Here is a 23285-nt window from a genome sequence, read left to right on the forward strand (position 1 = left end):
TGCTGTCAGCCGTCCGGATTGGCGGCGATCTCCTCGCGGCGGCGCGCGACATAGGCGTCGAGCTCCTCGCGGATCGCGGGATCCATCACTGGCTCCTCGTAATCATGCAGTGCCTGCTGCCAGAGTTCGGTGGCGCGCTCCAGCGCATCCTTGCCGCCGGCTTCCTCCCAGGCGCCATGGTTTTGCCAGTTGGACAGCATCGGCTGGTAGAAGGCGGTGGTGTAGCGCGACATTGTGTGTTCGGCGCCGAAGAAGTGACCGCCGGCCGGCACCGACTTGATCGCCTCGAAACCGAGATCGTCCTCCTGGAACGGCAGCGGCCGCAGGAACTCCATCATGTTCTGCAGGATCTCGACATCCAGCACGAGCTTTTCGTAGGAGGCCGTCAGCCCGCCTTCGAGCCAGCCCGCCGCGTGGTAGATCAGATTGGCGCCGCCAAGCACCGCTCCCCATGTCGCCATCTCGGTCTCATAGGCGGCCTGCAGATCGACGACGTTCGAAGCGTTTGCGTTCGAGGTGCGGTAGGGCAGGTTGTAGCGCCGCGCCAGCTGCCCGGCGATGATGTTGGCCTTGGCGTTCTCCGGCGTGCCGAAAGCCGGCGCGCCCGACTTCATGTCGACATTGGAGGTGAAGGCGCCGTACATCACCGGCGTGCCGGGATTGACCAGCTGCGTCAGCACCACGCCGAACAGCGCTTCGGCGTTTTGCTGGCAAAGCGCCGCCGCCAATGTCACCGGCGTCATCGCGCCCATCAGCGTGAACGGGGTGACAGTCACCGGCTGGCCGTGCTCGGCCATCGCGATCAAGCCTTCGGCCATGGCGTCGTCGAACAGGCGCGGCGAGTTGATCGAGATGATCGTCGTCACACCGGGCGAAGCCCGCATCTCCTCGACACTGATGCCGCGCGCAATCGCCATCATGTTGATGCCGTCCATCGCCCGGGCGCGGCCGATCGCCGTGCAGTGGAAGGAGAGGTCGCTCAGCGTCAGATTTGCGTAATAGGTATCGAGATGGCGCGCATTGGCCGGCAATTCCATCGGCGCCACAACCTGGTTGCCGATGATGTGGATGGCGTTGAAGTGGTGCGCCAGCCGGATGAAGTTCTGATAGTCGGGCAGATTGCCCTGGCGGCGGCCATTGATGCGGTCATGCACATTGGGCGGGCCGGCGACGAGGCCGAACACCAGCGAATTGCCGCCGAGATGGACCTGCTTTTGCGGATTGCGGCTGGTCAGCCTGAAAGAGGACGGAACCGCCCGTAGCGCCTCGGTAACCAGGCTCTCGTCGATCCTGATGGTCTTTTCCTCGCGGTCGACGATCGCGCCTGCCGCAGCAAACAGATCCATTACCTTTTCGCTCATGACGCGGATGCCGAGTTCCGACAGGATGCGCATCGACGTGTCGTGCAGACGCTGCATCCGATCCTCGTCCAGCAACTGCATCGGCGGATAGGGGTTCTCGATATGCTGCCAGGGCAGCTGCGCGATGCCGCCGCCGCTGCGTCCGATCTTCGATCTGCGGCCCCCGCCGCGCCTGTCCTGCGTCATTTGTTTCGTTCTCCCGGGTCTCTTCGTTTTGCGCAATTCCGGACGGAAAACCGCTTCACACTTTTCCTGGAATTGCTTAGTAGCCGCGCTCCGGATTGACTGTGTTTTCCAGCGTCTGGCCGCTGCAGTAGCGCTTGAGATTGTCGGCGAACATCCGCACCGATTTGATATCCCAGCCCTCATAGACCGCCGCACAATGTGGCGTGATGGCGACATTGTCGTAGCCCCACAAAGGATGGTCCGCCGGCAGCGGTTCTGTGCTGAACACGTCCAGCGCCGCGCCCTTGATCCGCTTGCCGTCGAGGGCTTCGAGCAACGCTGCCTCGTCGGTCACGCCACCGCGCGAAATATCGATGAGGACGGCCGAAGGTTTCATCGCCGCGAAGGCCGCCTTGCCGAGCAGGCCACGCGTGCTGGCCAGCAGCGGCACACAGCAGACGATGAAGTCGGCGCGGCCGAGCAGAGCAAGCAGAGCATCCGGGTCGTGCACCTCGTCAAGGCAGGGCATCGGCTTCGGCCGGGCGCGGATGCCGAGCGTTTCCATGCCCATCGCCTTGGCGCGCATAGCAACGGCCGTACCGGTCTTGCCGAGGCCGATGACAAGGACCGTCTTGCCTTCGATCGGCTCGACACGGCCACCGCCCCACTGGCGCGCCTGCTGACGGCGCTCGAAACCGCGCAGGTCGAGCGAGAAGGACAGCATGGCGCCCAGCGCATATTCCGCCAGCATGCCGGCGGCGACGCCGGCCGAATTGGTCACCGTGACGCGCGCCGGATCCCAGCGCCCGAGATGATCCGTGCCGGACCCACCGACCGATACCCACTTCACGGTCGCGCTTTCGACAAGCGCCTGGCGGGGAAAGCGCGGCGTGCCGTCGAAGCGGACGGTGTAGACCACCTCGGCGGCTACTTGCTCGATCAGAGCCGGCAAAGCTGCGTAGGTATCGCAGGCGTGGATTGTGAGATCCGGATGCGTCTCGCCGAGCACCGCCATCGCTGCCGCCGGCCGGTCGGTGTGCAGGATGACGGTGGGGTGAGCCGACATGTCTTGCGCCTCAGCCGCCGCCAATATGGTCGGCTGCGGGACCGAGCGCGGCAAGCAGCGTCTTGCCGTGTTCCAGCGTCGCATTCTCATGCGGCGAGCGCAGGTTCAGCCAGCGCTTGTCGCCGGAGCGAACCGCCAGCACCGCCTTCATCGCCGGGATCAGGCCGGCATCCTGGATCACCTTGCGGAACGCCTTGATCGCGGCATCCGCCGCCGTGACGTCCTTGCCCGCGATCGCGGCGTCGTAGAGCGCGCGGATGGCCGCGGCGTTGAGGTTGACCGTCGCCGAGATGCAGCCTGCAGCACCATTGGCGAGGCCCTTGGTCAGCTGCGCCTCGGAGCTAGGGAACACCGCGACCGCGGGTGCCGCGGCAATCACCGCTGCCGTGTTGTTCCAGTCGCCGGCACTGTCCTTGTAGGCGACGACGGTCTCCGGAAACGCCGCGCTCAGCCGGGCGGTCAAGGCCGGGCTGACCGGGACGCCGGAGTTCTGCGGGATATGGTAGAGGATCATCTTCAGCGCCGGGTTGGCCACCCGCTCGATCAGATCGCTGTAATAGCGCGCCTGGCCGTTGTCGCCGGCAGCGGTGTAGAAGAACGAAGGCAGCACCATCACGCCGGCGCAGCCGAGCCCGACCGCATGCTTGGACAGTTCAATGGTTTCGGGCAATGCGGTAACACCGGTGCCGGGCATCATCCGGATAGGCGAAATGCCGGCCTCGACCAGCCATTCCAGCGCCTGCATGCGCTCACTGAGGGAGAGCGACAGCGCCTCGCCGGTGGTGCCGAAGGGCGACAGGAAATGCGCGCCCTGGTCCAGCACCCATTTGGCGTGCGAGACCCAGAGATCGCGGGCGATGCTGCCATCGTTCTCGAACGGCGTCAGGATCGGGGCGATGGTTCCTTGCGGGCGGGTCATTTATATCCTCTATGCCTGATGTTGCGTGCAGTGCCTGGCCACCGCCGAGACGGTCCGGGCGAAATACGCCGACGCGGTGACGTCGAACAGTACATCGAAACCGGCCGGCGCGCGGAAGGTAACCGCCTCGATATGGCCGACACGCGTCTGCGCGATGTCCTCTGCGCTGAATCTGTCGGGGCGCAGATCGAGTGCGCAGAGCTGGCTCATCGCTTCCGCCACAGCAGAGCCGGAAAGCCGCATCCACGCCCAGCCTTCCTCGCGCCAGGATGAATAGCCTTTCGTCCCGCTGTCGCTTTCCCAGACGCCCCGCAGTTCGGCCAGCGGCTCACCGGCATCTTCGCCAAGCAGCAGAATATCCTCATTGCCGAGGCGGAGCACGCGCATGCCGCGATGGCTGCCGATGCGATTGATCGCGGGCAAGACAACACCATGCGCGGCGAGCCAGGCCGCGCTGCCGCCGCCCTTCAGACCGAAACGCGGGCTGGCCGTGAGATCGGTCAGAGCGACGGCGCCGGAAGGCAGTGCTGCACCATGCGCCGCGCCACCAGGCTCGAAAGGAAAGATGGGCATTGCGTCGAGGCTCGCCATCTACATCTCCTGCCGCGCATTGGTCGGGTCGAAGAAAGCGTGCCCAACCACAGGAACCTCGACCAGCGCGCCATTGCGGCACTTCACCATCACCCGGCTTCCGTCTATGGAATCGTCGACATGGACATAAGCCAGCGCGATGGAACAGCCGAGCGTCGGCGAAAAGCCGATCGAGGTGATCTGGCCGACGGGATCGTTGCCGCGCAGCACCAGGCAGCTCTCGCCGGGTATGTCTTTGGCGCCGGCGGGAAATTGCAAACCAACCAGCTTGCGCGCCTGGCCAAGCCTGGCGCGCATTTCGATGGAACGCTTGCCGACGAAGAACGGCTTCTTCTTCGACACCGCCCAGCCGAAGCCGAGCTCGTCCGGCGTGGTGATCGCATCCGTATCCTGGCCGATCAGGATATGGCCTTTCTCCAGCCGCAGGATACGCGAAGCTTCCAGCCCGTAAGGCGTGAGGCCATGCGGCTTGCCGGCCTCCATCACCGCATCCCACAGCGCGGGCGCGAGGCTGGACGGGCAATGCAATTCGAAGCTGAGTTCGCCGGTGAAGCCGATCCGCATGACGCGCACCGGCACGCCGGCGACGACGCCTTCGCGGCCGCTGAGATAGGGGAAGGCCTCGCGGCTGAAATCGATATCGCCTGACAAGGCTTCAAGCACCGAGCGTGCCTTCGGGCCGGTGACGTTGAGGCCGCAAAAGGCGCCGGTGAGATTGAGGACATCGACCTTGAGCCGCCACTGCGCATTCCAGAACAGCATGTCGGCATAGACGCGCGCGACGGCGCCTGTGGTCGCCGTCACATAAAACCGGTCGTCGGCCATGCGGTAGGCAACGCCGTCATCGACCACTGAGCCCATTTCGTTGAGCATCAGGCAATAACGCACGCGCCCGACCGGCTGGTTGGCATGCGCCATGGTGTAGAGCCGGTCGAGGAATTCGCCGGCATCTGGCCCGCGCAGCTCCAGCTTGCCGAGCGTCGAGACGTCGAGCAGGCCGACGCCTTCGCGCACCGCCATGATCTCGTCGCGGATCGCCTTTTGCGCACTTTTCGGATCGCCATAAAAGTACGGCCGCCACCAGACGCCGACCGGCTTCATCGCGGCGTTGAGTGCCAGATGCCTGGCGTGCAGTGCGGTGCGCCGTTCCAGCACCTCGTGATGGCCGGCAAGCACGCCGAGCGTCTCCGGGCCGACCGGTGGGCGCGCCGTCGTGATGCCGACTTCGGCCACCGTCCGGTCGGTCGCTTCGGCGACGATCTGCGCCGTCGCCAGCGCCGAATGGCGGCCTTGGCTCGGCCCCATGCCGACCGTGGTGAAGCGCTTGACCAGCTCGATCTCGCGATAGCCATCCTTGATGGCGTTGTGCAGGTCCTTGACCTGTAGATCCTCGTCGAAATCGACGAAGTCGCGGCCCTTCGCATCGGCAAGGATCGGCTGCACATGGACCGGACAGGATGGTTTCACTTTGCCGAGGACTGTATCTCGCGCAACCGCATGGCCGAGCCGCTGCAATGCCAGCGCAGCGGCGCGACGGCCGCCGCCAACCGCGCCTTCGAGGCCATGGTCTCCGGCGACCGAGCCGGCAAGCCGCACCGACCCTTGCGCCAGCGTGAGCGTCATCCATCCGCTGACGTCATCGTACCCGACCTTGGCGCCCGCCTGGCAAGGCAATTGCCACGCCGGCACCTCGCCAACGACGATCGTCAGCAGGTCGCATTCTACCCATCGTCCGCCGATGCGAACCCGGGCCAGGTGTCCGCCGCGACCTTCCGCAGCTTCAACCGTCACTGCCTTCTGGATCGCCACGCCCTTGCCGTGCAGTTCGGCTTCGAGCGGACCCGGCACGCCGCCGGATCGTGGATCGGCGACCAGCATGACCGAGACGCCGGCTTCGACCAGATCGAGCGCGACGGCATAACCCTCATCATTGCCGGTCAGCACCACGGCCTTTTGCCCGGGGCGCACACCGTACTGGCGAATCAGCCGCTGTGCGGCGCTGCCGAGCATGATCCCCGGCAGATCATTGTTGCGAAAGATTGCCGGCTGCCCGATCGCGCCAGTGGCAAGGATCACCTCGCGGGCGCGTATGCGATAGAGCCGGTCGCCCTGGATCAGCGGCAGCCAATTGTCCTCGTACCAGCCATTGCAGAGCGTGCCTGTCATCACGTGGAGATTCGGCAGCGCTTCGATCCGCGCTACGAGACCTGCAAGCACCGCCGGGTCGTAGCGGCCGTAAGTCAGCGATCCGCCGATCTCCGGATTCTCGTCGCAGAGAACGACATCGGCACCCGCTTCGGCAGCAGCGATCGCCGCATTCAGTCCGGCCGGACCGGCGCCGACCACGAGCACGTCGCAATGAAGATGCGACTTGTCGAAATGCCGTTGCGCGGCCTTGGTGTCGACGATGCCCAGCCCCGCCTTGCGGCGGATGATCGGCTCCCAGGATTTCAGCCAGCTGTCGCGGCGCGGTCCCATGAAGGTGCGGTAGTAGAAACCGACCGGCAGGAAGCGCCCAAATCTGTCGATGATGGCGTCACGGTCACGTGCCAGCGAGCCGTTGACGTTCTGCGCGCTGACCTGCAGGCCCTCCCTGACCGGTGTGCGGTCAGCTGCGACGTTGGGCTCCGAAGGCAGCTGCACCAGCGTGTTCGCCTCGGCGCCGTTCATGCTGAAGACGCCGCGCGGGCGGTGGTATTTGAACGAGCGCGACAGCATCCATTGCCCTGACGCAGCGAGCGCGCTGGCGATGCAGTCGCCGGCATAGGCATCGAAACTCTTGCCCTCGAAGCTGAAGCGCAGCGGGCGTGTCCGGTCGATGCGGGTACCGAAAGGGGCGGGCAGGCGGTTCATGACTGGCCGCTGCGCTGCGAGGCATCGAAGGTGCGGATGATCTCGTTGCTGACGAGATCGCGTTCGGCGAGAAAAAAATAATTGCTCGGCACATGCCGCCACCACTCGACCACGACGCCTTTGCGGTTCTCGGCGCGGAACAGATGCCGCGACCAGTCCGCGTCGGCGGTCCGTTCAGGATCCAACTCGTCGCGCACCGGCCCAAAAGACTGGAACTCGTCGATGTTGCGCGGGCCATTCATCGGGCAGATCATGATCTTCATCGTCAGTGGCTCGCCGCCGTCGCGCCCATTTCGTTGAGCAGCTGGAAGGTCTCGAACCGCTCCAGCGCGAACGGCTTCAGGATATCCGGCACGCGGCCGCTGGCGATGGTCTCGGCCATGCGCTTGCCGGCGACCGGCGTCGCCTTGAAGCCCCAGGTGCCCCAGCCGCAATCGAGCCATAGATTGTCGAGCGGGCTTGCGCCCATGATCGGGCTGTAGTCCGGCGTCATGTCGGTAATCCCCGCCCATTGCCTGAGCAGCCTGACACCTTGCAGGAACGGGAAAAGATGCACCGCGCCTTCGGCCAGGTGCTCCTTCATGTCGAGCGTCGAGCGCGTCGAATAGAGCTGGTAGGGATCGGAACCGCCGCCGATCACCACCTCGCCGCGCGAGGACTGCACGAGATAGGTGTGCAGCGAGACGGAAGAGACCAGCGTGTTGAGCCACGGCTTCAGCGGCTGCGTCACCATAGCCTGCAGCGGATAGCAGCGGATCGGCAGCTCGACGCCGGCCATCAGCGCGACGTCGTAGTTCATTCCGCCGGTGGCGATCAGCACCTGGCCGCAGGCGATGCGGCCGCGGTTTGTCTTCACCGCCTGGACTCTGTCGCCGGCGATTTCAAAACCTTGCACCTCGGTGCGCTGGTGGATCTCGACACCGCGCCGCGACGCTTGCGCGGCATAACCCCAGGCCACCGCGTCATGCCGCGCGGTGCCGCCATCGGCATGCCAGAGACCGCCGAGGATTTCGAGCGCGCCGCCATAGTCCATGTTGAGCGACGGCACCAGTTCCTTGACTGCCTTCTGGTCGACCACCTCGGTGCGTGTGCCCAGATGCTTGCCCATCTCGGCGCGTGCATGGAAGCTGCGCAGTGCCGCTTCCGAATGCGCAAGCGTCAGCTGGCCGCGCTGCGAGAACATGACGTTGAAGTCGAGTTCCTGCGACAGCGTCTCGAACAGCGCCACGCCTTCCTTGTAGAAGGCGATGCCTTGCGGCGTGATGTAGTTGGAGCGGATCGTCGTGGTGTTGCGCGCCGTGTTGCCGCCGGCGAGATAGCCCTTTTCGAGCACCGCCACGCTGGTGATGCCGTGGTACTTCGCCAGATGATGCGCGCAGGACAGGCCATGGCCGCCACCGCCGATGATGACGACATCGTAGGATGGCTTGAGCGCCGGCGTGGCGGGGATGTCCTCGCTGACCGGATAGTCCCGGCTGAGACCGTATTTCAGCAGCCCGAGCGGCATGTCAGTCTACCACGCCGGCCGCTGGAGGGCTTTGCTGATCACGGGAGGATCGTAGAGCAGGGCGGAGAGCTCGGAGAAGCGGCTGTCGGGATCGGTCAGCGAGAGGATAGCGTCGCGGATCGCCATGGCGCGGCCCCGTCCGAGCACGGGTGTCGCAAACTCCAGATACTTGGCCTCGATCTCCCCTGATGTCAGCGGCGCCTCCGGTCCGCCGCGCGCGTGGACGTCGCCTGAGGTCAGCACCCGTCCATCGGTCGTGGTGATGGCGACATCGGCCCAGCGGCCTGCGGGGAAGCGGGCGCTGTGGCGCTCATGCTCCGACACGCTGATGCGGTTCAGCATCTCGGCGACCGCTGCATCTTCAAGGCCGGCGCCGGAAATATGCTCCAGCCCGATGCGGCCATGCAGGATGAAGTTCGCAACCGCAAAGCGCAGGCTGTACTGCGCCTTCGACGTCGTGTCCGGCATGCCATCGAACAGCGTCGCGGCATAATGGAAACTGTTGACTTGGACATGGTCGATGTCGGCTGGCGTGAGATGATGCGAAAGCACCAGCCCGCGCGTCGCGTCGATGGCCGCATGCGCCCAGCGGCAGATCGGGTAGGGCTTCACATATTGGTGCAGTGTCTGCCAGAAGCTGCCGAGATCCTGCCAATGCGTTGCGACTTCAGGTGCCTCGACGGTGATCGCCGGCGCGCCGGTGAAGCCGCGTTCGGCGAGCACCGCTGCCGACAGGCCGGTCAGCGCGCCCATGCCCGAGCCGTCATGCAGCATCGTCGGCGTGGCGATCTCGCGCATCATCTGGCTGCGCGGGCCGTGATACTCGGCAATGCCGAGCGCCTCGCGCAACTGTTCGTCATTCAGCTTGCGCAGGCGCGCCGCCACGGCGGCGACGCCGAGCGCATTCCAGGCGCCCGATGTATGGTAGTCCGACACGGTCGCATGCAGCGCGATGCCGGCGCGGCCGGCGACTTCGTAGCCGACGACCAGGGCTGCCAGCGCGTCAGGGCCGCTAAGCTGCGGCAGCTGTTCGGCCAGTGCCGCCAGTGCAGGCACCACCACCACGCCGATATGGCCCTTGGTCGGGCTGTAGCCGTCATGGCCATCGAGATTGTCGATCTGCGTCGCGCAGGCATAGGCGGCACCCGCCAAGGAGGCGCGACGGCCGTCGAAAAGCATGCGGGCGGAATGTTTCGGATCGCTCGAATTGTAGAGGAGGGTCGCGGTATCCCTGGCGATCCTGCCGGCCTCCATCGGCCCCGCGGCAATCGCTACTCCAATCGTGTCGAGCAAGAGGTAGCGGGCCTGTTCCAGCACCGCCTGAGGGAAAACCGATGCCGGCCGGCGTAAGACGAAGTCGGCCAGGCGCACGGCAGTCTCAGCGCTTGCGTCCGGCCCTTCACGGCGATGGGGCGACACAGCCACTTGCTCCACTCCCTCTGTCGTCACGCCATCATTAATTTGGGTTCATCGTGCATTCACGCAATTAGTTCAGCGGCATTGGCCAAAAATATCTATGCCATGTCGCCTGCGTGCAATTGAACGCCTGCGGCTCCATGGTCTACCTATTCTGGCACAGCCCAGGAGCCGGAGATGAAGCCACCCCCGCCTTTGAACTATATCAGGTCGTTCGAGAGCTCGGCCCGGCATCTGAGTTTCACCATGGCCGCCAAGGAGCTTGGCTATACGCAGGCCGCGGTCAGCACGCATGTCCGCTCGCTCGAACATTATATCGGCCGGCAATTGTTCATCCGTTATCCGCGCAGCCTCAAGCTGACCGAGATGGGCGAGGCGTTCCTGCCGACCCTGCGCCAGGCGCTCGACCAGATCGATCAGGCGACGGAAGCGATCGTCACCTCGTCGCGCAACCGCACCGTGGTCGTCTCCTGTCCGATGAGCCTGGCGGAAAACTGGCTGGCCGGCTGCATGGCCGCCTTCCGCAAGAAACATCCCGAAATCGAGATCGTGCTGCACGGCACGATCTGGGAGGATCTCAGCGAGCAGATCGCCGACATCACCATTTCAACGAGGCGCTTCGACGATCGCCCGCCCGCCGCCATTCCGCTATGGAACGACGAACTGGTGCTGCTGTGCGCCCCTTCGCTGCTCGAAGGCGAGCACGCCGTCAAAGCGCCGGAGGATATCCTCAAGGTGGACCGGATCTTCGTCCACGGCCGCCAGGAATACTGGCAGGTCGTTGCCACCGCGCTTGGCGTCGACATGCAGGATTACGACAAGGGCCTGTCGACCAACGCCTCCAACATCGCGCTCGAGCTTGCCGCCATGGGCGCCGGCCTCGTCGCCACGCAGCGCTCACTTGCCCATGCGTATCTGCGGCGCGGACTGCTCGTCGAACCGTTTCCGGTCCGGCCGCCCAGCCCCTGGAATTACTACCTGACCGAGACCCAACTCTCCAAGGGCAACATCGCCCGCACGGTGCGCGAATGGATCATGGCGAGGGCGCAGGAAGACAGCGGCTGACGGGTGCTCGCCGATATCGGCATGACCGAACGCGAAAAAAATTGAGACGCCAATGGCATCGTTTTATTAGGTCTTGCGGGCCGGTTTTCAGCGGTTTGTGAGCTCTCAAGCCCTTCCGGGATTTTTGCATCGCCTCTAACATTCCCTGCGTAATGGGGAATGAACGGGCGGAAAGCCCAAACCGGAGAAGCAACAATGGCACTATTCAGGAGCAACGGTGACCGCGTCCCGGCGGTCATCGAAAGCTACGCAGATGAAGTCAGAAGCGGCAGGATGGACCGCCGCGAATTCCTCGCCATGGCGAGCGCGATGGGCGCCTCGACGGGGTTCGCCTATGCAATGGCCGGCCTTCCCGCGCCGGCCGAAGCTGCAACGATGGAGCCCGGCAAGAAGGGCGGTATCCTGAAGATGCAGATGATCATCAAGGACATGAAGGATCCGCGCACATGGGACTGGTCTGAAATGGCCAATGTGCTGCGCCAGTGCAACGACTACATGATCCGCTACACCCAGGACTTCACCTTCGAGGGCCATCTCATCGAGAGCTGGGAGGTCAGTGACGACGCCACCGAATACACGCTGCATGTGCGCAAGGGCGTGACGTGGTCGAACGGCGACGAGCTCAACGCCGACGACATCGTCTTCAACATCGAGCGCTGGTGCGACAAGGCGGCCGAGGGCAATTCGATGGCTGGCCGCATGGCCACGCTGATCGATCCTGCCACCAAGAAGGCGATCGCCGGCGCCATCACCAAGGTCGACGACCACACGGTGAAGCTGAAATGCGGCCAGTCCGATGTCACCATCATTCCGGGCTTCGCCGACTATCCCGCCATCATCGTCCACCGCGACTTCGACAAGAACGGCGCCGACATGACCAAGACGCCCGGCACCGGCCCGTATGAACTCATCTCCTACAAGGTCGGCGACTCGGCCTCGGTTCGGCGCCGCAAGGACTTCACCTGGTTTGGCGGTGAAACCTATCTCGATGGCGTCGACTGGACCGACTACGGCACAGACGCTTCCAACCCCGCCATCGCCAGCGCCTTCGAGGCCGGCGAGATCGACTGCAACTACCAGACCGTTGGCGGCACGGTGGACCTCTACGACGGCATGGGTCTGGTCAAGGAATCCGTCGTCACCGCCGGAACCATCGTGCTGCGCACCAATGTCACCAACAAACCCTATGACGACAAACGGGTGCGCAACGCCATCCAGCTCGCGGTCGACAACGAGACCGTGCTGAAGCTCGGCTATAGCGGTCTCGGCCAGGTCGCCGAAAACCACCACGTCTGCCCGATCCATCCCGAATATTACGAACTGCCGAAAGTGCCGCGCGATCTCGCCAAGGCCAAGGCGCTGATGACCGAGGCCGGCCAGATGGATCATGAGTTCGAGCTTATCTCTTACGATTCGGACTATGTGAAGGACCCCGCCGACGTCGTTGCCGCGCAGATGCGAGAGGCCGGTTTCAAGGTGAAGCGGACGATCATCCCGGGCACTTCGTTCTGGAACGACTGGACGAAATATCCATGGTCGACCACCGAATGGGGCATGCGTCCGCTCGGCGTCCAGGTGCTGGCGCTTGCCTATCGCAGCGGCGAAGCGTGGAACGAGTCGGCCTATGCCAATCCCGAGTTCGACAAGAAGCTCAATGCAGCACTCGCCATTCCCGATACGGCCAAGCGCAAGGAGCTGATGAAGGATGTCGAGTTCATCCTGCAGGATTCTGGCGTTCTGGTGCAGTCATTCTGGCGCTCGCTCTACCGTCATCACGCCACCTATGTGAAAAACCTCAAAATGCATCAGACATTCGAGCTGCAACTGGACAAGGTCTGGCTCGACAAGGCCTGAACTGTCAGCATCCAGGGGGCGGCCTTATCGCCCCTTGGAGTTTCGCCAAGGCGACGAGAGCGAATTCATTGATCTGGAACAAGACAAGTCGCCGAACACAAGGGAAGAAATCTCGATATGCGTACCCATGCACAAGCCGTTGTCATCGGCGGCGGCCTGATCGGCTGCTCGATCCTATATCATCTGGCCAAGCATGGCTGGTCCGATGTCGTCCTGCTTGAGCGCGACGAGCTCACCTCCGGCTCGACCTGGCACGCCGCCGCCAACATCCATGGCCTGCATGACTCGACCAACATCAGCCGCCTGCAGCACTACACCATGGCACTCTACAAGGAGCTGGAAACCGAGACGGGCCAGGGCTGCGGCATCTTCCAGCCGGGCTCGCTCTATCTTGCCCAGACGGAGGCGCGCGAGCACCAACTGCGGCTGCAGGAAGCCAAGGCGCGGCGCTACAAGATGAATTTTTATGAGGTCGCGCGCGACGAGGCGGAGCGGCTGCATCCGCTGGTCGATTTCGACGGCATACGCTGCATCATGTATGAACCCGAAGGCGGCAATGTCGATCCGTCCGGCGTCACCGCGGCCTACGCCGCCGGTGCGCGCCAGCGCGGCGCCGAGATCCATCGCTTCACCCCGGTCATCGCCACGGAAGCTCAAGCCGACGGCAGCTGGATCGTGCGGACGCCGAAGGGCGAGATCCGCACGCAATGGGTGGTCAATGCCGCCGGCCTGTGGGGCCGCGAGGTCGCCGCGATGGCCGGCCTGCAATTGCCGCTGATCCCGACCGAGCATCAGTATTTCGTCACCGAGACCATCCCCGAAATCGCCGCCATGGGCCGCCGGCTGCCTTCGGTCGCCGACCGCGACGGCGAATATTATCTGCGCCAGGAAGGGCTCGGCCTGCTCATCGGCGCCTATGAGCGCAACATGAAATTCTGGGCCGAGGACGGCACACCGCTCGACTTTGGCCACGAACTCTTCCCCGACGATCTCGACCGCATCGAGGACAATATGATGCGCGCTATTGCGCGCGTCCCGGCGGTCGGCAAGGCAGGCGTCAAGCGCGTCATCAACGGCCCGATGATCTGGTCGCCCGACAGCGCCGTTCTGTTCGGCCCGGTGCCGGAATTGCAGAACTATTTCTGCTGCAACGGCATTATTCCCGGCTTCTCGCAGTCCGGCGGCATGGGCAAGCTGGCGGCCGAGTGGATGATCGAGGGCGAGCCGTCGCTCGATATGTTCGCCTGGGACATGGCGCGCTTCGGCCATTGGGCCGGCAAGGCCTTCACCAAGGCCCGGGTGCAGGACCAGTACAGCCACCGTTTCAAGATCCACTTCCCCCATGAGGAGCGCGCCGCCGGGCGCCCGGTGCGCACCCGCCCGGCCTATGAGATGCAGAAGCAGATGGGCGCCGTCTTCGGTCTCAATTTCGGCTGGGAGCATCCGCTGTGGTTCGCCGCCGAAGGCGAGCCACGCGAGGAAACGAATGGCTTCACCAGGCAGAACTGGTGGGGCCCGGTCGGCCGCGAGGCGCGCATGTTGCGCGAGCATGCCGGAATTATCGACGTTTCGAACTTCGCCAAATACGAGGTCAAAGGGCCGGGCGCCAAGGCCTGGCTGAACGCGCTGTTCGCCAACCGAATGCCGGCCGAAATCGGCCGCTCCTGTTTGACGCCATTGATCGGCAAGCGCGGCGGCATTGCCGGAGACTTCACCGTGACGAAGCTTGGCCAAGACGAGTTCATGGTCTTCGGTTCCGGCATGGCCGAGCGCTTCCATCAGAGGTTCTTCAAGGCGGTTCCGTTGCCCGAAGGCACGAGCTTCCGCTCGCGCACGGAGGAGATGGGTGGCTTCAACGTTGCCGGTCCGAAATCGCGCGAATTGCTGCAGCGGCTGACCAATGCTGATCTGTCGACCGACGCCTTTCCCTTCATGCGCTCGAAGCGGATCACGGTCGGCGGCGTCGATGTCGTGGCGCTGCGTGTCTCCTTCACCGGCGATCTCGGCTGGGAGCTCTATTGCCCGGTTGCCGATCAGGTCGCGCTCTACGGTGCGCTGCTCAAGGCCGGCAGCGAGGTCGGCGCCGGACCGGTCGGCTCGCGCGCGCTGATGTCGCTGCGTGTGGAAAAGGGCTACGGCAGCTGGAGCCGCGAATACTCCCCCGAATATTGGCCGCAGGAGGTCAAATTCGACCGCCTGGTCAAGATGGACAAGGGCGCGTTCCTGAACCGCGATGCCTATGCGGCCATCGCCGAGAAGCCGGCGCGCGACCAACTGATTATGCTGTCGATCGCCGCCAAGGATGCCGACGCCACCGGCGGCGAGCCGATCTTCCTGCCGGACGGCACGCCGATCGGCCAGGTCTCGTCAGGGGCGTATGGCTACTTCGTCGAACAGTCGCTGGCGCTCGGCTATGTCAAGGCAGGTTCCGCCAAGGCTGGAGACAAGGTGTCGGTGGCGATCCTCGGCCGGCCGCACGACGCGGTGCTGTTGAGCGAGCCGCCCTTCGACCCCGAAGGCAAGCGGCTGCGGGCGTAGGGCTTCCAGCGGTCTACAAGCCGTCGCTCAGCCGCCGAACCGATCCAGCCAATGCTGCGCGAGGTCGGAGCGGCGGCAGACCCAGATGTCGGGATTGTCTTTGATCTTGTCGAGGAAGCGGGCGAGCCCGATCATGCGGCCAGGCCGAGCCGCCAGCCGGCAGTGCAGCGACACCGTCATCATGCGCGGTGTCGTCTGGCCCTCGGCCAATAGCCAGTCCACCCCGTCGCTGACATAATCGAAGAACTGGCCGCCGGTCTCCAGGCCCGAGCCGCGCGAGAAGCGGCTGTCATTGTTGTCGAAGGAGTGCGGCACGACCAGATGCCGCTTGGCATCGACCTCGACGAAATAGGGCAGATCGTCATTGTAGTCGTCGCAATCAAACAGGAAGCTGCCATGCTCGACCACCAACCGCCTGGTGTTGAGGCTGGGCCGGCCGGTGTACCAGCCGAGCGGGCGGATACCAGTTAGCCGCTGCACCGTATCGACGGTCATGGCGATGTGATTGCGCTCCTCCGCCTCGCTCAGCGGCGCGTAGTCGATCCAGCGCCAGCCATGGCAGACGATGTCGCTGCCGAGTTCGGCCATTGCCTTGCCGGCGGCCGGGTTGAGTTCCAGCGCTCGCCCGACGACGTAGAAGGTGGGAATGATGCCCTTGTCCCGAAACAGCGAGGCGAGCCGCCAGACGCCGACGCGCGAGCCATATTCGTAGAGCGATTCCATGTTGCGGTTGCGCAGGCCGGGCACCGCCGGCGACACGGCAAGGTCCGACAGGATCGTCTCGGAAACACCGTCGCCCTCGTCGATGCTGTATTCCGCGCCTTCCTCGTAATTGACGACGATGTTGAGCGCCAGCTTGGCGCCGCCGGGCCACGCAGCGGCAGGAGGCTTGTCGCCGTAGCCGATGAAGTCGCGGGCCGGCACATAGGGCATCGCTGAAGTCTCCTCGTGATCGCAAAAATCAACCGCCGCGCTGGTCGGTCAGGATGCGCAGCGCCCGGTCCATCATGTCCTGCGGCCCGACCGTTGCGCGCAGGCAGTCGGTGAGGCCATAGCCGCCGAGGCTGCGCACGATGATGCCTGCGTCGCGCAAGGCGGCATCGGCAGTCAAAGTTGCGGCACCGTCGGGGAAGCGGATCAGCACGAAATTCGTCCGGCTTTCGGGAACGCCGTAACCGGCCGCTCTCAGATCCTGCGCGAAGCGATCGCGGATCGCGGCGGTGCGCGCCACCGTCTCGCGCATATAGGCCTGGTCCTCTATTGCCGCGACCGCCATGGCGAGGCTTGGCGTGGTGACCTGGTTCGAGTTCTGCAGCTTGCGCACTTCGGCCGCGACTTCAGGCGGAAACAACCCCCAGCCGACGCGCGCGCCGGCCAGCCCATAGGCTTTGGAAAGGCTGCGCAACACGACGGTATCGCCGCGTGCGACCAGCGCAAAGACAGGTTGAGGATCCTGGTCGTCGAACTCGCCATAGGCCTGGTCGATGACCAGCAGCACGTCGCCGCGCAAGGCGGCGCGCAAGCGCAAAAGTTCGGCATTGCGGATGAGGGTGCCGGTCGGATTGCCGGGATTACAGACGAAGACGATCCGCGTTGCCGGCGTGACGGCGGCGAGAATGCTGTCGACGGACACGACGAAGTCGCGCTCCGCCACCTTGACATAGACGGCATTCGCGCGCGCCGAAGCGGAGGCCGCAAAATTATAGGCATAGGCGGTGGCGAGCACTTCGTCGCCGGGACCGGCAAATGCTGCGATGGTGCAGCTGATCAGGTCCATCGAACCGGCGCCGCACAGGATCAGCTCGCGCTCAACGTCATAGGCTTGCGCGATGGCTTCGCGCAGCACCGTCCAGTCCGGATCGGGGTAGAGATGGCTGCGGGCGATCGCGTCCTGGCCAGCGGTAATCGCTTTGGGACTCGGCGGGAAAGCGCTCTCGTTCTGGGCAAGGGTTGGCTGGTCATGGCCGCCAAAATTCGCCAATGCGAAAGCCGACATAGCTTGGATATGGGCGGCGGCTTTCAGCGGCATGCCCGAACAATCCTGATGACGCTCATTTCCCCCGAATTGCCTCCGTCGGACCGGCTTTCGAGCAAGCTACAAGCCGCCGGCCCGTTCACAAGCAAAAACTCGCCGCGCAATGGCTGCGAAATTCTGGCCCTTCTGTCTGCCGCAATTGCATTCGCCGGCGTCAATGGTTGCAAATAAGCCGGCCAGGTCCGAAATATCGGACACAGACCAGATCCGGAAACGGCATGCACCCAAGATTGCTCAAGACCTTCCTCGCCGTGGCGCGGCATCGCAACATCACCCGCGCGGCGCGGGAGGTTCATCTGGCGCAGTCGAGCGTCAGCGACCAGATCCAGTCGCTGGAAAGCGAACTCGGCGTCGCCCTCTTCATCCGCTCGCGGCAGGGCCTTGACCTGACGACAGCCGGCGAGGCGCTGAAACCCTATGCCGAAGAGATCCTGCAACTGGCGGAAGAGGCGCGAATTGCTGTCGAGGCAAGGACGGGTACGGCCGCCGCGACGGTGACGGTAGGTGCACTGGAGACGATTGCCGCCGTGAAACTTCCGCAATGGCTGGCGGCCTTTCGAGGTGATCACCCGGAGATTGGTCTGCGATTGAAAATCGCCGGCAGCAATGTTCTGCTGCGGCAGCTCGAAGAGGGCGACATCGACGTCGCTTTCTGTTTCGACAAGGGCGGGCTCGATGAGCGTCTGGCCCGGCGCACGATATCGGCCGAGCCGCTCGTCCTTGTCGCGTCCGCCGAGAATGCCACCGCATCAGGACAAGGCGATCTGGCCGCGCTCGCCGCGATGCGTTTCGTGGTGACGGAAACCGGATGCGTCTACCGGCATCTGTTTGACACAGCGTTCGCCGAGACAGGAATGGCGACGCCAAAACTTGCCGCCGAAGTCGGCAGTATCGGCGCCATTGCGAGCCTGGTGGCGACTGGTATCGGCATGGGCCTGGTGCCGCGGCTGGCCGTCGCCGAGGCGCTCGATCGCGGCGAGATTGTCGAGCTGCCCTGGCCGGGTTCAGCCCAAGCAACCTCCCTGGTCATGATCTGGCGCCGCCGCCGGGTGCAGCCGCCGGCGCTGAAGCTGCTGCTGGCGGCAGCGGGTGAGACTTTCGCGCCGGTCAGATCAGCCGGTGACCGCCCTCGACATGCAGTATCGTCCCTGTCGTAAAGCCGTTGCCCATCAGGAAGGCGATGGCGTCGGCGATGTCGTCCGGTTGTCCGACACGCCCGACCGGCAGCCGCTTGGCCATGGCATCAAGCGTTTCGTCCTTCTTGTCGCCGGCAACGAAGTGCCAGATCGGCGTGTCGACCCAGCCCGGCGAGACGGCGTTTACGCGGATCGGCGCCAGTTCGACCGCCAGCGCCCGCACCAGCCCTTCCAGCGCCGCGTTGACGGCGGCGACAACCGAGCCGCGCGCCGCCGGCCGGTAGGCGGCGATTCCCGAGGTGAAGGTGATGGAGCCGTTGGCCGAAAGCTTCGGCGCGCCATGTTTGGCAAGCAGAAACGGCCCGTAGAATTTGCTTTCCACCACCCTCTGCGCGGCCTTGAGGTCGACTGAAGGCAACAACTCGTAGGCGCCTTCAATATCGGCGGCGGTGCTGACGATATGGTCGAGCCGGCCGATCCGCCCGAACAGGTCGGCGACCTGATCTTCCCTGGCGATGTCGGCAGTGATGGCGCTCAAACCGGCAGGGTTCCGCAGCACCTCGCTGGCGCGCTTCAGCTTGGCTTCGTTGCGGCCGACGATGATGATTTCGGCGCCTGAGTCCAGGCAGCGCCTTGCCAGCGCCAGCCCCATCCCGGAACTGCCGCCAACGATAATGATTTTCGATTTTGCGATGTCGGCCATGATTTCCGTCCTGTCCTGAACTGCTTCGGGCGAGACGTCGCAAACCGGCGGCAGGAATGGAAACGGAAGAAAACGATAGTGCCATCGGACGTTCCGATGGCACTTGTCGTCAATATCGGCAGTCCGGTCAGTAGCCGACGGTGAAGCGCTGGCGAATATTCGCCGGCTTTTCGATCTCGTCGGTCATGACGATCGCATAATCCTCGAAGGAAATGCTGCTGCCCTTGTCGGACGTCAGCAGCGTGTCCTTGCCGATGCGGTATTTGCCGGTCCGCTCGCCGGCGAGGAACAGCGCCGACGGCGACAGCAAGGTCCAGTCGAGATCATCGATCGTCCGCAGCGTGTCGAGGAAGTCGGCGCCCTTCTGCGCCTCGGCCTTGTAGATCGCCGGGAAAGTCGGTGTATCGACCAGGCGCTTGCCCGGCGCGACGTCGAGGCTGCCGGCGCCGCCGACGACCAGGTAGCGCTTGACGCCGGAGGCGCGCACCGCTGCGATCAGCGTGTCCGGATCGCTGTCGAGGAAATGCACGGCGCTGATCACAGCGTCATGCCCCTTGATCAGGGCGGCGAGGCCGTCTCTGTCGAAGACATCGCCCTTTTTGGCGGTCACGCCCGGAAGGGCCGCGATCTTGTCCGGATTGCGGGCGATGGCGGTGATCGTGTGGCCGCGGTCGGAGAGCTCTTTCAGCAGGCGCGAGCCGACCTGGCCGGACGCGCCGATGAGTGCGATTTTCATTTCGATTTTCCTTTAGCCATTCGTTGCTCCCGATAGATGGCAAGGCCACCGCTTGCGAAAAATAGCGATCAATCATACAAGCTGTCTGATCAGATCAGACAATGGGTGAGCTGTGACCGAGCTTCTGAACCTCAACCGGCTCGTCTACTTCACCACCGTGGTCGAGACCGGCTCCTTCACCGCCGCCGCTGACCGGCTCGATGTCGCCAAGGCAGTGGTCAGTCATCAGGTCGGCAGGCTGGAGCAGGAACTGGCCGCGACGCTGCTGCGCCGCACGACAAGGCGCGTGACGCTGACCGAAGAGGGGCGCCTGTTCTACGACCGGGCGGCCATCATCCTGCACGAGGCGGAGGCCGCCTACGGCGACATCTCGCAGAGCGCAGCAAAGCCGACCGGGATGCTGCGGCTGACAGCGCCGCTCGACTATGGCGAAAAGGTCGTGGCGCCGACCATCGCCGCCTATCTCAAAAAATTCCCGAAAATGCGGGTCGAGACGATCTTCGACGATGCCGTCAGCAATCTGGTCGACGAGCAGATCGATCTCGGCATCCGTGTCGGCTGGCTGGCCGATTCCAGCAATCTGGCGCGGCGGCTGGGAAGCCATGAACAATTCGTCGTTGCCAGCCCGGACCTCGCCGCCGAGCTGCCGCTTGATGCCAGCCCCAGGCAGGCGAAAGCGCTGCCATGGGTCGGCAATGCCCAATTGCGCGGCATCGGCCAATGGCTGTTTTCCAGGGAGGCGGAGACGGTGGTGGCCGAACTCAATCCGGTCGTCAGCTGCGACAAGACTCCCGGCGTGCTGTCCTGCGTGCTGGCCGGCATTGGGCTAGGCATCTTTCCGGATTACAGCGTCGCCGACGATCTCGCCCGAGGTCGTCTGGTGCGGGTGTTCGCGGACTGGACTTTGCCGTCCGGCGGCATCCATGCCGTCTTTCCGCCGGCGCGCTTCAGGCCGGCCAAGGTGCGTGCCTTCGTCGACCTGCTCGTTGCTGCCGAAAGGCGGCGGGCGCAGAATGCTGTTGCGGGCTGATTGTTACGCCAGCCGGCAATGCCGCCAGGGAACCTTTGTTCGGCCGGCGCTTTTGGATATGCTGCGGTTCCGAACCGTCAGAAGGGTACTGCCGATGACCACCAAGAACCTTGCGACCTGGGCGCTCGTCCTCGCGGTGGGCTGCAGCCTGTCCAGCACGGCCGTCGCCAAGGAAAAGCACCGCCATCGTCAGCCGGAACCGGAGCAACGCTACGTTCCCGCCCATCGCGACCTGATCTATGCCCTGTTCGGCGGCCCGCGTTACTATGACACAATGCTGATCACCACGGCCGCCGGCGCCTGCTCCTACAACCGGGTCGGACCGGACGCGAATGCGCTGAACAAGATCAACGACCACCATTGCGGGAAATAGGCGGAGCGGACGGCTTCCCTAAGGCAGCGGTGCCAGCGCAGGCCATCGGTGCGAAACGAGTGGCAAGCGGCCGGCGTGATGCCGAGCGCGATCGGGCTGTGCAGTGCGGCAGAGCGCGTAGGACCTGGAGCACCATGGCGAGGCCACGTTCCGACGGATCGATGTCGTTGGCGCGCGCTCCATCAATCAGGGAGATCGCCCGCGCTCCCTGGCATCAGCGGTCGCGCCGCTGTCCTTGTCGTCCTGCGCCATCGCCAGTGCCAAACCCGGTTCACCTTCCCACAGGATCAGGCTGGCGGCGCCGATCAGCCCGGCACGGTCGCCAAGCTCGGCGCGCACGATCGGCACATCGCGGTAGGCCGGCATGGCCCGCTGCTGGACGACCGCCGCGATCGACGGCGCCAGCAGGTCGAAACCGTTGGAAAGACCGCCGCCCATGACGATTAAATCGGGCGAATAGAGGTGCAGCAGGTTGGTGAAGCCGATGCCCAACCATCTCGCTTCCGCCTCGATCAGCTCGAGAGCGTTGGCGTCGCCGGCCTGAGCCGCCTCGACGACATGCCTGGCCGAGACGTCGCCGTCGCCGGAAAGCCGTCGCAGCAGCGAGCCGTCGCCCGGGGCGGTCTGTCGCGTGGCGCGACGTCCGAGCGCGGTTCCCGAAGCAACAGCCTCGAAGCAGCCGATGGCGCCGCAAAAGCAGCGGTCGCCTTCGCCGGTGATGGTCATGTGGCCGATCTCGGCCGCCAGCCCACGCCTGCCGTGATAGATGTGGCCGTCGGCGACGACGCCGCCGCCAATGCCGGTCGACACGGTGACGAACACCAGCGATCCACTGCCGCGTCCGGCGCCGAAACGCCATTCGCCGAGCGCCGCCGCATTGGCGTCGTTTTCCAACCGCACCGGCAAGCCGAAATGCTGCCCCAGAATGTCGATCAGCGGCACGTCGTGCCAGCCCGCCAGCGTTGGCGGCGCAATCACGATCCCCGCCTTGGGATCCAGCGGCCCCGGCGCACCGACGCCGATGCCGGCAATTTCGGCCTGCGGACTTTGCGCTATGAGATCGCCGGCGAGCACAATGATCTGGCCGATCACCGCTTCCGAGCCCGCGCCCGCCATCGTTGGCGCCGAAGCATGCGCGACGACACTGCCGTTGCTTTCGACCAGCGCGCCGCGCAGCGCCGTGCCGCCGAGATCGAAGGCGAGCGCAAGCTTGCTCATCAGGCGGCGACCTCCAGCCCGTGCAGCCAGGCCATGCGCCGCGCAAGGTCGGGGTCGCCGAAGGCCAGTGAGCCCAGCACCACGGTCTCGGCGCCTGCGGCGCGCAGCAGCGGCACCGTCTCGTGGCGGATACCGCCATCGGCGGCGAGCACGATGTCGGCTTCACGGCCGGCTTTGCGCATCAGCGCGCGCGCCTCGATCAGGCGGGGGCAGGCTTGTTCCGACAGGCTCTGGCCCTTGACGCCAATAGAAGTGCCGAGCAGCGTCACGAACGCCACTTCAGAAAGGAAAGGCGTGATTGCCGCGACCGGCGTTTCCAGCCGCAGCACCACGCCGGCCTCGGCGCCGAGCTCATGCGCCAGTTTCACAGCGCGCAGGCCAGCCTCGCCATTTTCGGCATGGACGCTGATCAGGTCGGCGCCGGCCTCGATGAATTGCCGCGTCTGCGCCTCGACGATCTCGGCTTCGACCATCAAATGCACATGAATAGGCTTGGCCGTCAGCTTGGCGATGCGCGCCACCAGATCCGGAAAGAACAGGAAGCCCGGGGTGAAGCGGGCGTCGGCGACGTCGATATGGTGGATGTCGGCATGGGCCTCGATGCGCTTCAGATCGCGCTCCATATTGGCGAGGTCGGCCGACCACAGCGAAAACTCGCCGATCAGACGGTTGCGCGGCAAGGCGGCGACTGCGGCGGGGCCGGACAGGGATTTCATCAT

General features: G+C 64.7%; 20 protein-coding genes. 6 read left to right on the top strand and 14 right to left on the bottom strand.

Going from position 1 to position 23285, the window contains the following annotated elements; translation table 11 throughout:
- Positions 1 to 5: 5 nt before the first annotated feature.
- From AC04SG_RS13470 to AC04SG_RS13505, 8 genes are all read right to left on the bottom strand, one after another.
- Positions 6 to 1547: a trimethylamine methyltransferase family protein gene (locus tag AC04SG_RS13470; RefSeq protein WP_488551428.1), complete on the bottom strand. Its 1542-nt coding sequence runs from the start codon at positions 1545 to 1547 to the stop codon at positions 6 to 8.
- Between the two features lie 76 nt (positions 1548 to 1623).
- Positions 1624 to 2592 (bottom strand): D-2-hydroxyacid dehydrogenase, encoded by a 969-nt coding sequence (locus AC04SG_RS13475; RefSeq protein ID WP_488551429.1) that lies wholly within the window; start codon positions 2590 to 2592, stop codon positions 1624 to 1626.
- Between the two features lie 10 nt (positions 2593 to 2602).
- The gene (locus AC04SG_RS13480; protein ID WP_488551430.1) at positions 2603 to 3511 is read right to left on the bottom strand and encodes a dihydrodipicolinate synthase family protein; all 909 of its coding nucleotides are present in this window, start codon (positions 3509 to 3511) and stop codon (positions 2603 to 2605) included.
- 9 nt (positions 3512 to 3520) lie between these two features.
- Positions 3521 to 4102 (bottom strand): hypothetical protein, encoded by a 582-nt coding sequence (locus AC04SG_RS13485; protein ID WP_488551431.1) that lies wholly within the window; start codon positions 4100 to 4102, stop codon positions 3521 to 3523.
- Positions 4103 to 6955, bottom strand: a complete 2853-nt coding sequence (locus AC04SG_RS13490; RefSeq protein ID WP_488551432.1) for a 2Fe-2S iron-sulfur cluster-binding protein — start codon at positions 6953 to 6955, stop codon at positions 4103 to 4105. It lies immediately after the preceding gene.
- On the bottom strand, positions 6952 to 7218 hold the full coding sequence (locus AC04SG_RS13495; RefSeq protein WP_488551433.1) for a sarcosine oxidase subunit delta: 267 nt from the start codon (positions 7216 to 7218) through the stop codon (positions 6952 to 6954). The genes AC04SG_RS13490 and AC04SG_RS13495 overlap by 4 nt, the downstream gene beginning before the upstream one ends.
- A 2-nt stretch (positions 7219 to 7220) precedes the next feature.
- On the bottom strand, positions 7221 to 8462 hold the full coding sequence (locus AC04SG_RS13500) for an FAD-dependent oxidoreductase (RefSeq protein ID WP_488551434.1): 1242 nt from the start codon (positions 8460 to 8462) through the stop codon (positions 7221 to 7223).
- Between the two features lie 6 nt (positions 8463 to 8468).
- The gene (locus tag AC04SG_RS13505) at positions 8469 to 9887 is read right to left on the bottom strand and encodes an MmgE/PrpD family protein (protein WP_488551435.1); all 1419 of its coding nucleotides are present in this window, start codon (positions 9885 to 9887) and stop codon (positions 8469 to 8471) included.
- 168 nt (positions 9888 to 10055) lie between these two features.
- On the opposite strand from AC04SG_RS13505, the gene AC04SG_RS13510 reads away from it, so the two are divergent.
- The 3 genes from AC04SG_RS13510 (at position 10056) to AC04SG_RS13520 (ending at position 15335) form a co-directional block, all read left to right on the top strand.
- Positions 10056 to 10943, top strand: coding sequence for a LysR substrate-binding domain-containing protein (locus AC04SG_RS13510; RefSeq protein WP_488551436.1), 888 nt, complete (start codon positions 10056 to 10058; stop codon positions 10941 to 10943).
- A gap of 195 nt (positions 10944 to 11138) precedes the next feature.
- Positions 11139 to 12797, top strand: a complete 1659-nt coding sequence (locus tag AC04SG_RS13515; RefSeq protein ID WP_488551437.1) for an ABC transporter substrate-binding protein — start codon at positions 11139 to 11141, stop codon at positions 12795 to 12797.
- A 117-nt stretch (positions 12798 to 12914) separates the two neighbouring features.
- Complete coding sequence (locus AC04SG_RS13520; protein WP_488551438.1) at positions 12915 to 15335, top strand: GcvT family protein; 2421 nt, start codon at positions 12915 to 12917, stop codon at positions 15333 to 15335.
- A gap of 27 nt (positions 15336 to 15362) precedes the next feature.
- Here the strand turns inward: AC04SG_RS13520 and AC04SG_RS13525 are convergent, their stop codons facing one another.
- A complete protein-coding gene (locus tag AC04SG_RS13525) occupies positions 15363 to 16268 on the bottom strand; it encodes an allantoinase PuuE (RefSeq protein ID WP_488551439.1) in 906 nt (301 codons plus the stop codon).
- 28 nt (positions 16269 to 16296) lie between these two features.
- Complete coding sequence (locus AC04SG_RS13530; protein WP_488551440.1) at positions 16297 to 17364, bottom strand: pyridoxal phosphate-dependent aminotransferase; 1068 nt, start codon at positions 17362 to 17364, stop codon at positions 16297 to 16299.
- Between the two features lie 224 nt (positions 17365 to 17588).
- Here AC04SG_RS13530 and AC04SG_RS13535 point away from each other — a divergent pair, with 224 nt between their 5' ends.
- Positions 17589 to 18527: a LysR family transcriptional regulator gene (locus AC04SG_RS13535; protein WP_488551441.1), complete on the top strand. Its 939-nt coding sequence runs from the start codon at positions 17589 to 17591 to the stop codon at positions 18525 to 18527.
- On the opposite strand, the gene AC04SG_RS13540 is transcribed toward AC04SG_RS13535, so the two are convergent.
- Both AC04SG_RS13540 and AC04SG_RS13545 read right to left on the bottom strand, forming a co-directional pair.
- The gene (locus tag AC04SG_RS13540; protein ID WP_488551442.1) at positions 18478 to 19209 is read right to left on the bottom strand and encodes an SDR family oxidoreductase; all 732 of its coding nucleotides are present in this window, start codon (positions 19207 to 19209) and stop codon (positions 18478 to 18480) included. The genes AC04SG_RS13535 and AC04SG_RS13540 overlap by 50 nt on opposite strands.
- A gap of 127 nt (positions 19210 to 19336) precedes the next feature.
- Entirely contained in the window at positions 19337 to 19945 is a 609-nt protein-coding gene (locus AC04SG_RS13545) for an NAD(P)-dependent oxidoreductase (RefSeq protein WP_192255945.1), read from the bottom strand.
- 112 nt (positions 19946 to 20057) lie between these two features.
- Here AC04SG_RS13545 and AC04SG_RS13550 point away from each other — a divergent pair, with 112 nt between their 5' ends.
- Both AC04SG_RS13550 and AC04SG_RS13555 read left to right on the top strand, forming a co-directional pair.
- On the top strand, positions 20058 to 20975 hold the full coding sequence (locus AC04SG_RS13550; protein WP_488551443.1) for a LysR substrate-binding domain-containing protein: 918 nt from the start codon (positions 20058 to 20060) through the stop codon (positions 20973 to 20975).
- Positions 20976 to 21069: 94 nt separating this feature from the next.
- Positions 21070 to 21348, top strand: coding sequence for a hypothetical protein (locus tag AC04SG_RS13555; protein WP_488551444.1), 279 nt, complete (start codon positions 21070 to 21072; stop codon positions 21346 to 21348).
- 186 nt (positions 21349 to 21534) lie between these two features.
- On the opposite strand, the gene AC04SG_RS13560 is transcribed toward AC04SG_RS13555, so the two are convergent.
- Positions 21535 to 22566 (bottom strand): ROK family protein, encoded by a 1032-nt coding sequence (locus tag AC04SG_RS13560; RefSeq protein ID WP_488551445.1) that lies wholly within the window; start codon positions 22564 to 22566, stop codon positions 21535 to 21537.
- Complete coding sequence (locus AC04SG_RS13565) at positions 22566 to 23285, bottom strand: ribulose-phosphate 3-epimerase (RefSeq protein ID WP_488551446.1); 720 nt, start codon at positions 23283 to 23285, stop codon at positions 22566 to 22568. The genes AC04SG_RS13560 and AC04SG_RS13565 overlap by 1 nt, the downstream gene beginning before the upstream one ends.

The sequence above is a fragment of the Mesorhizobium sp. CNPSo 4684 genome (assembly GCF_057784315.1).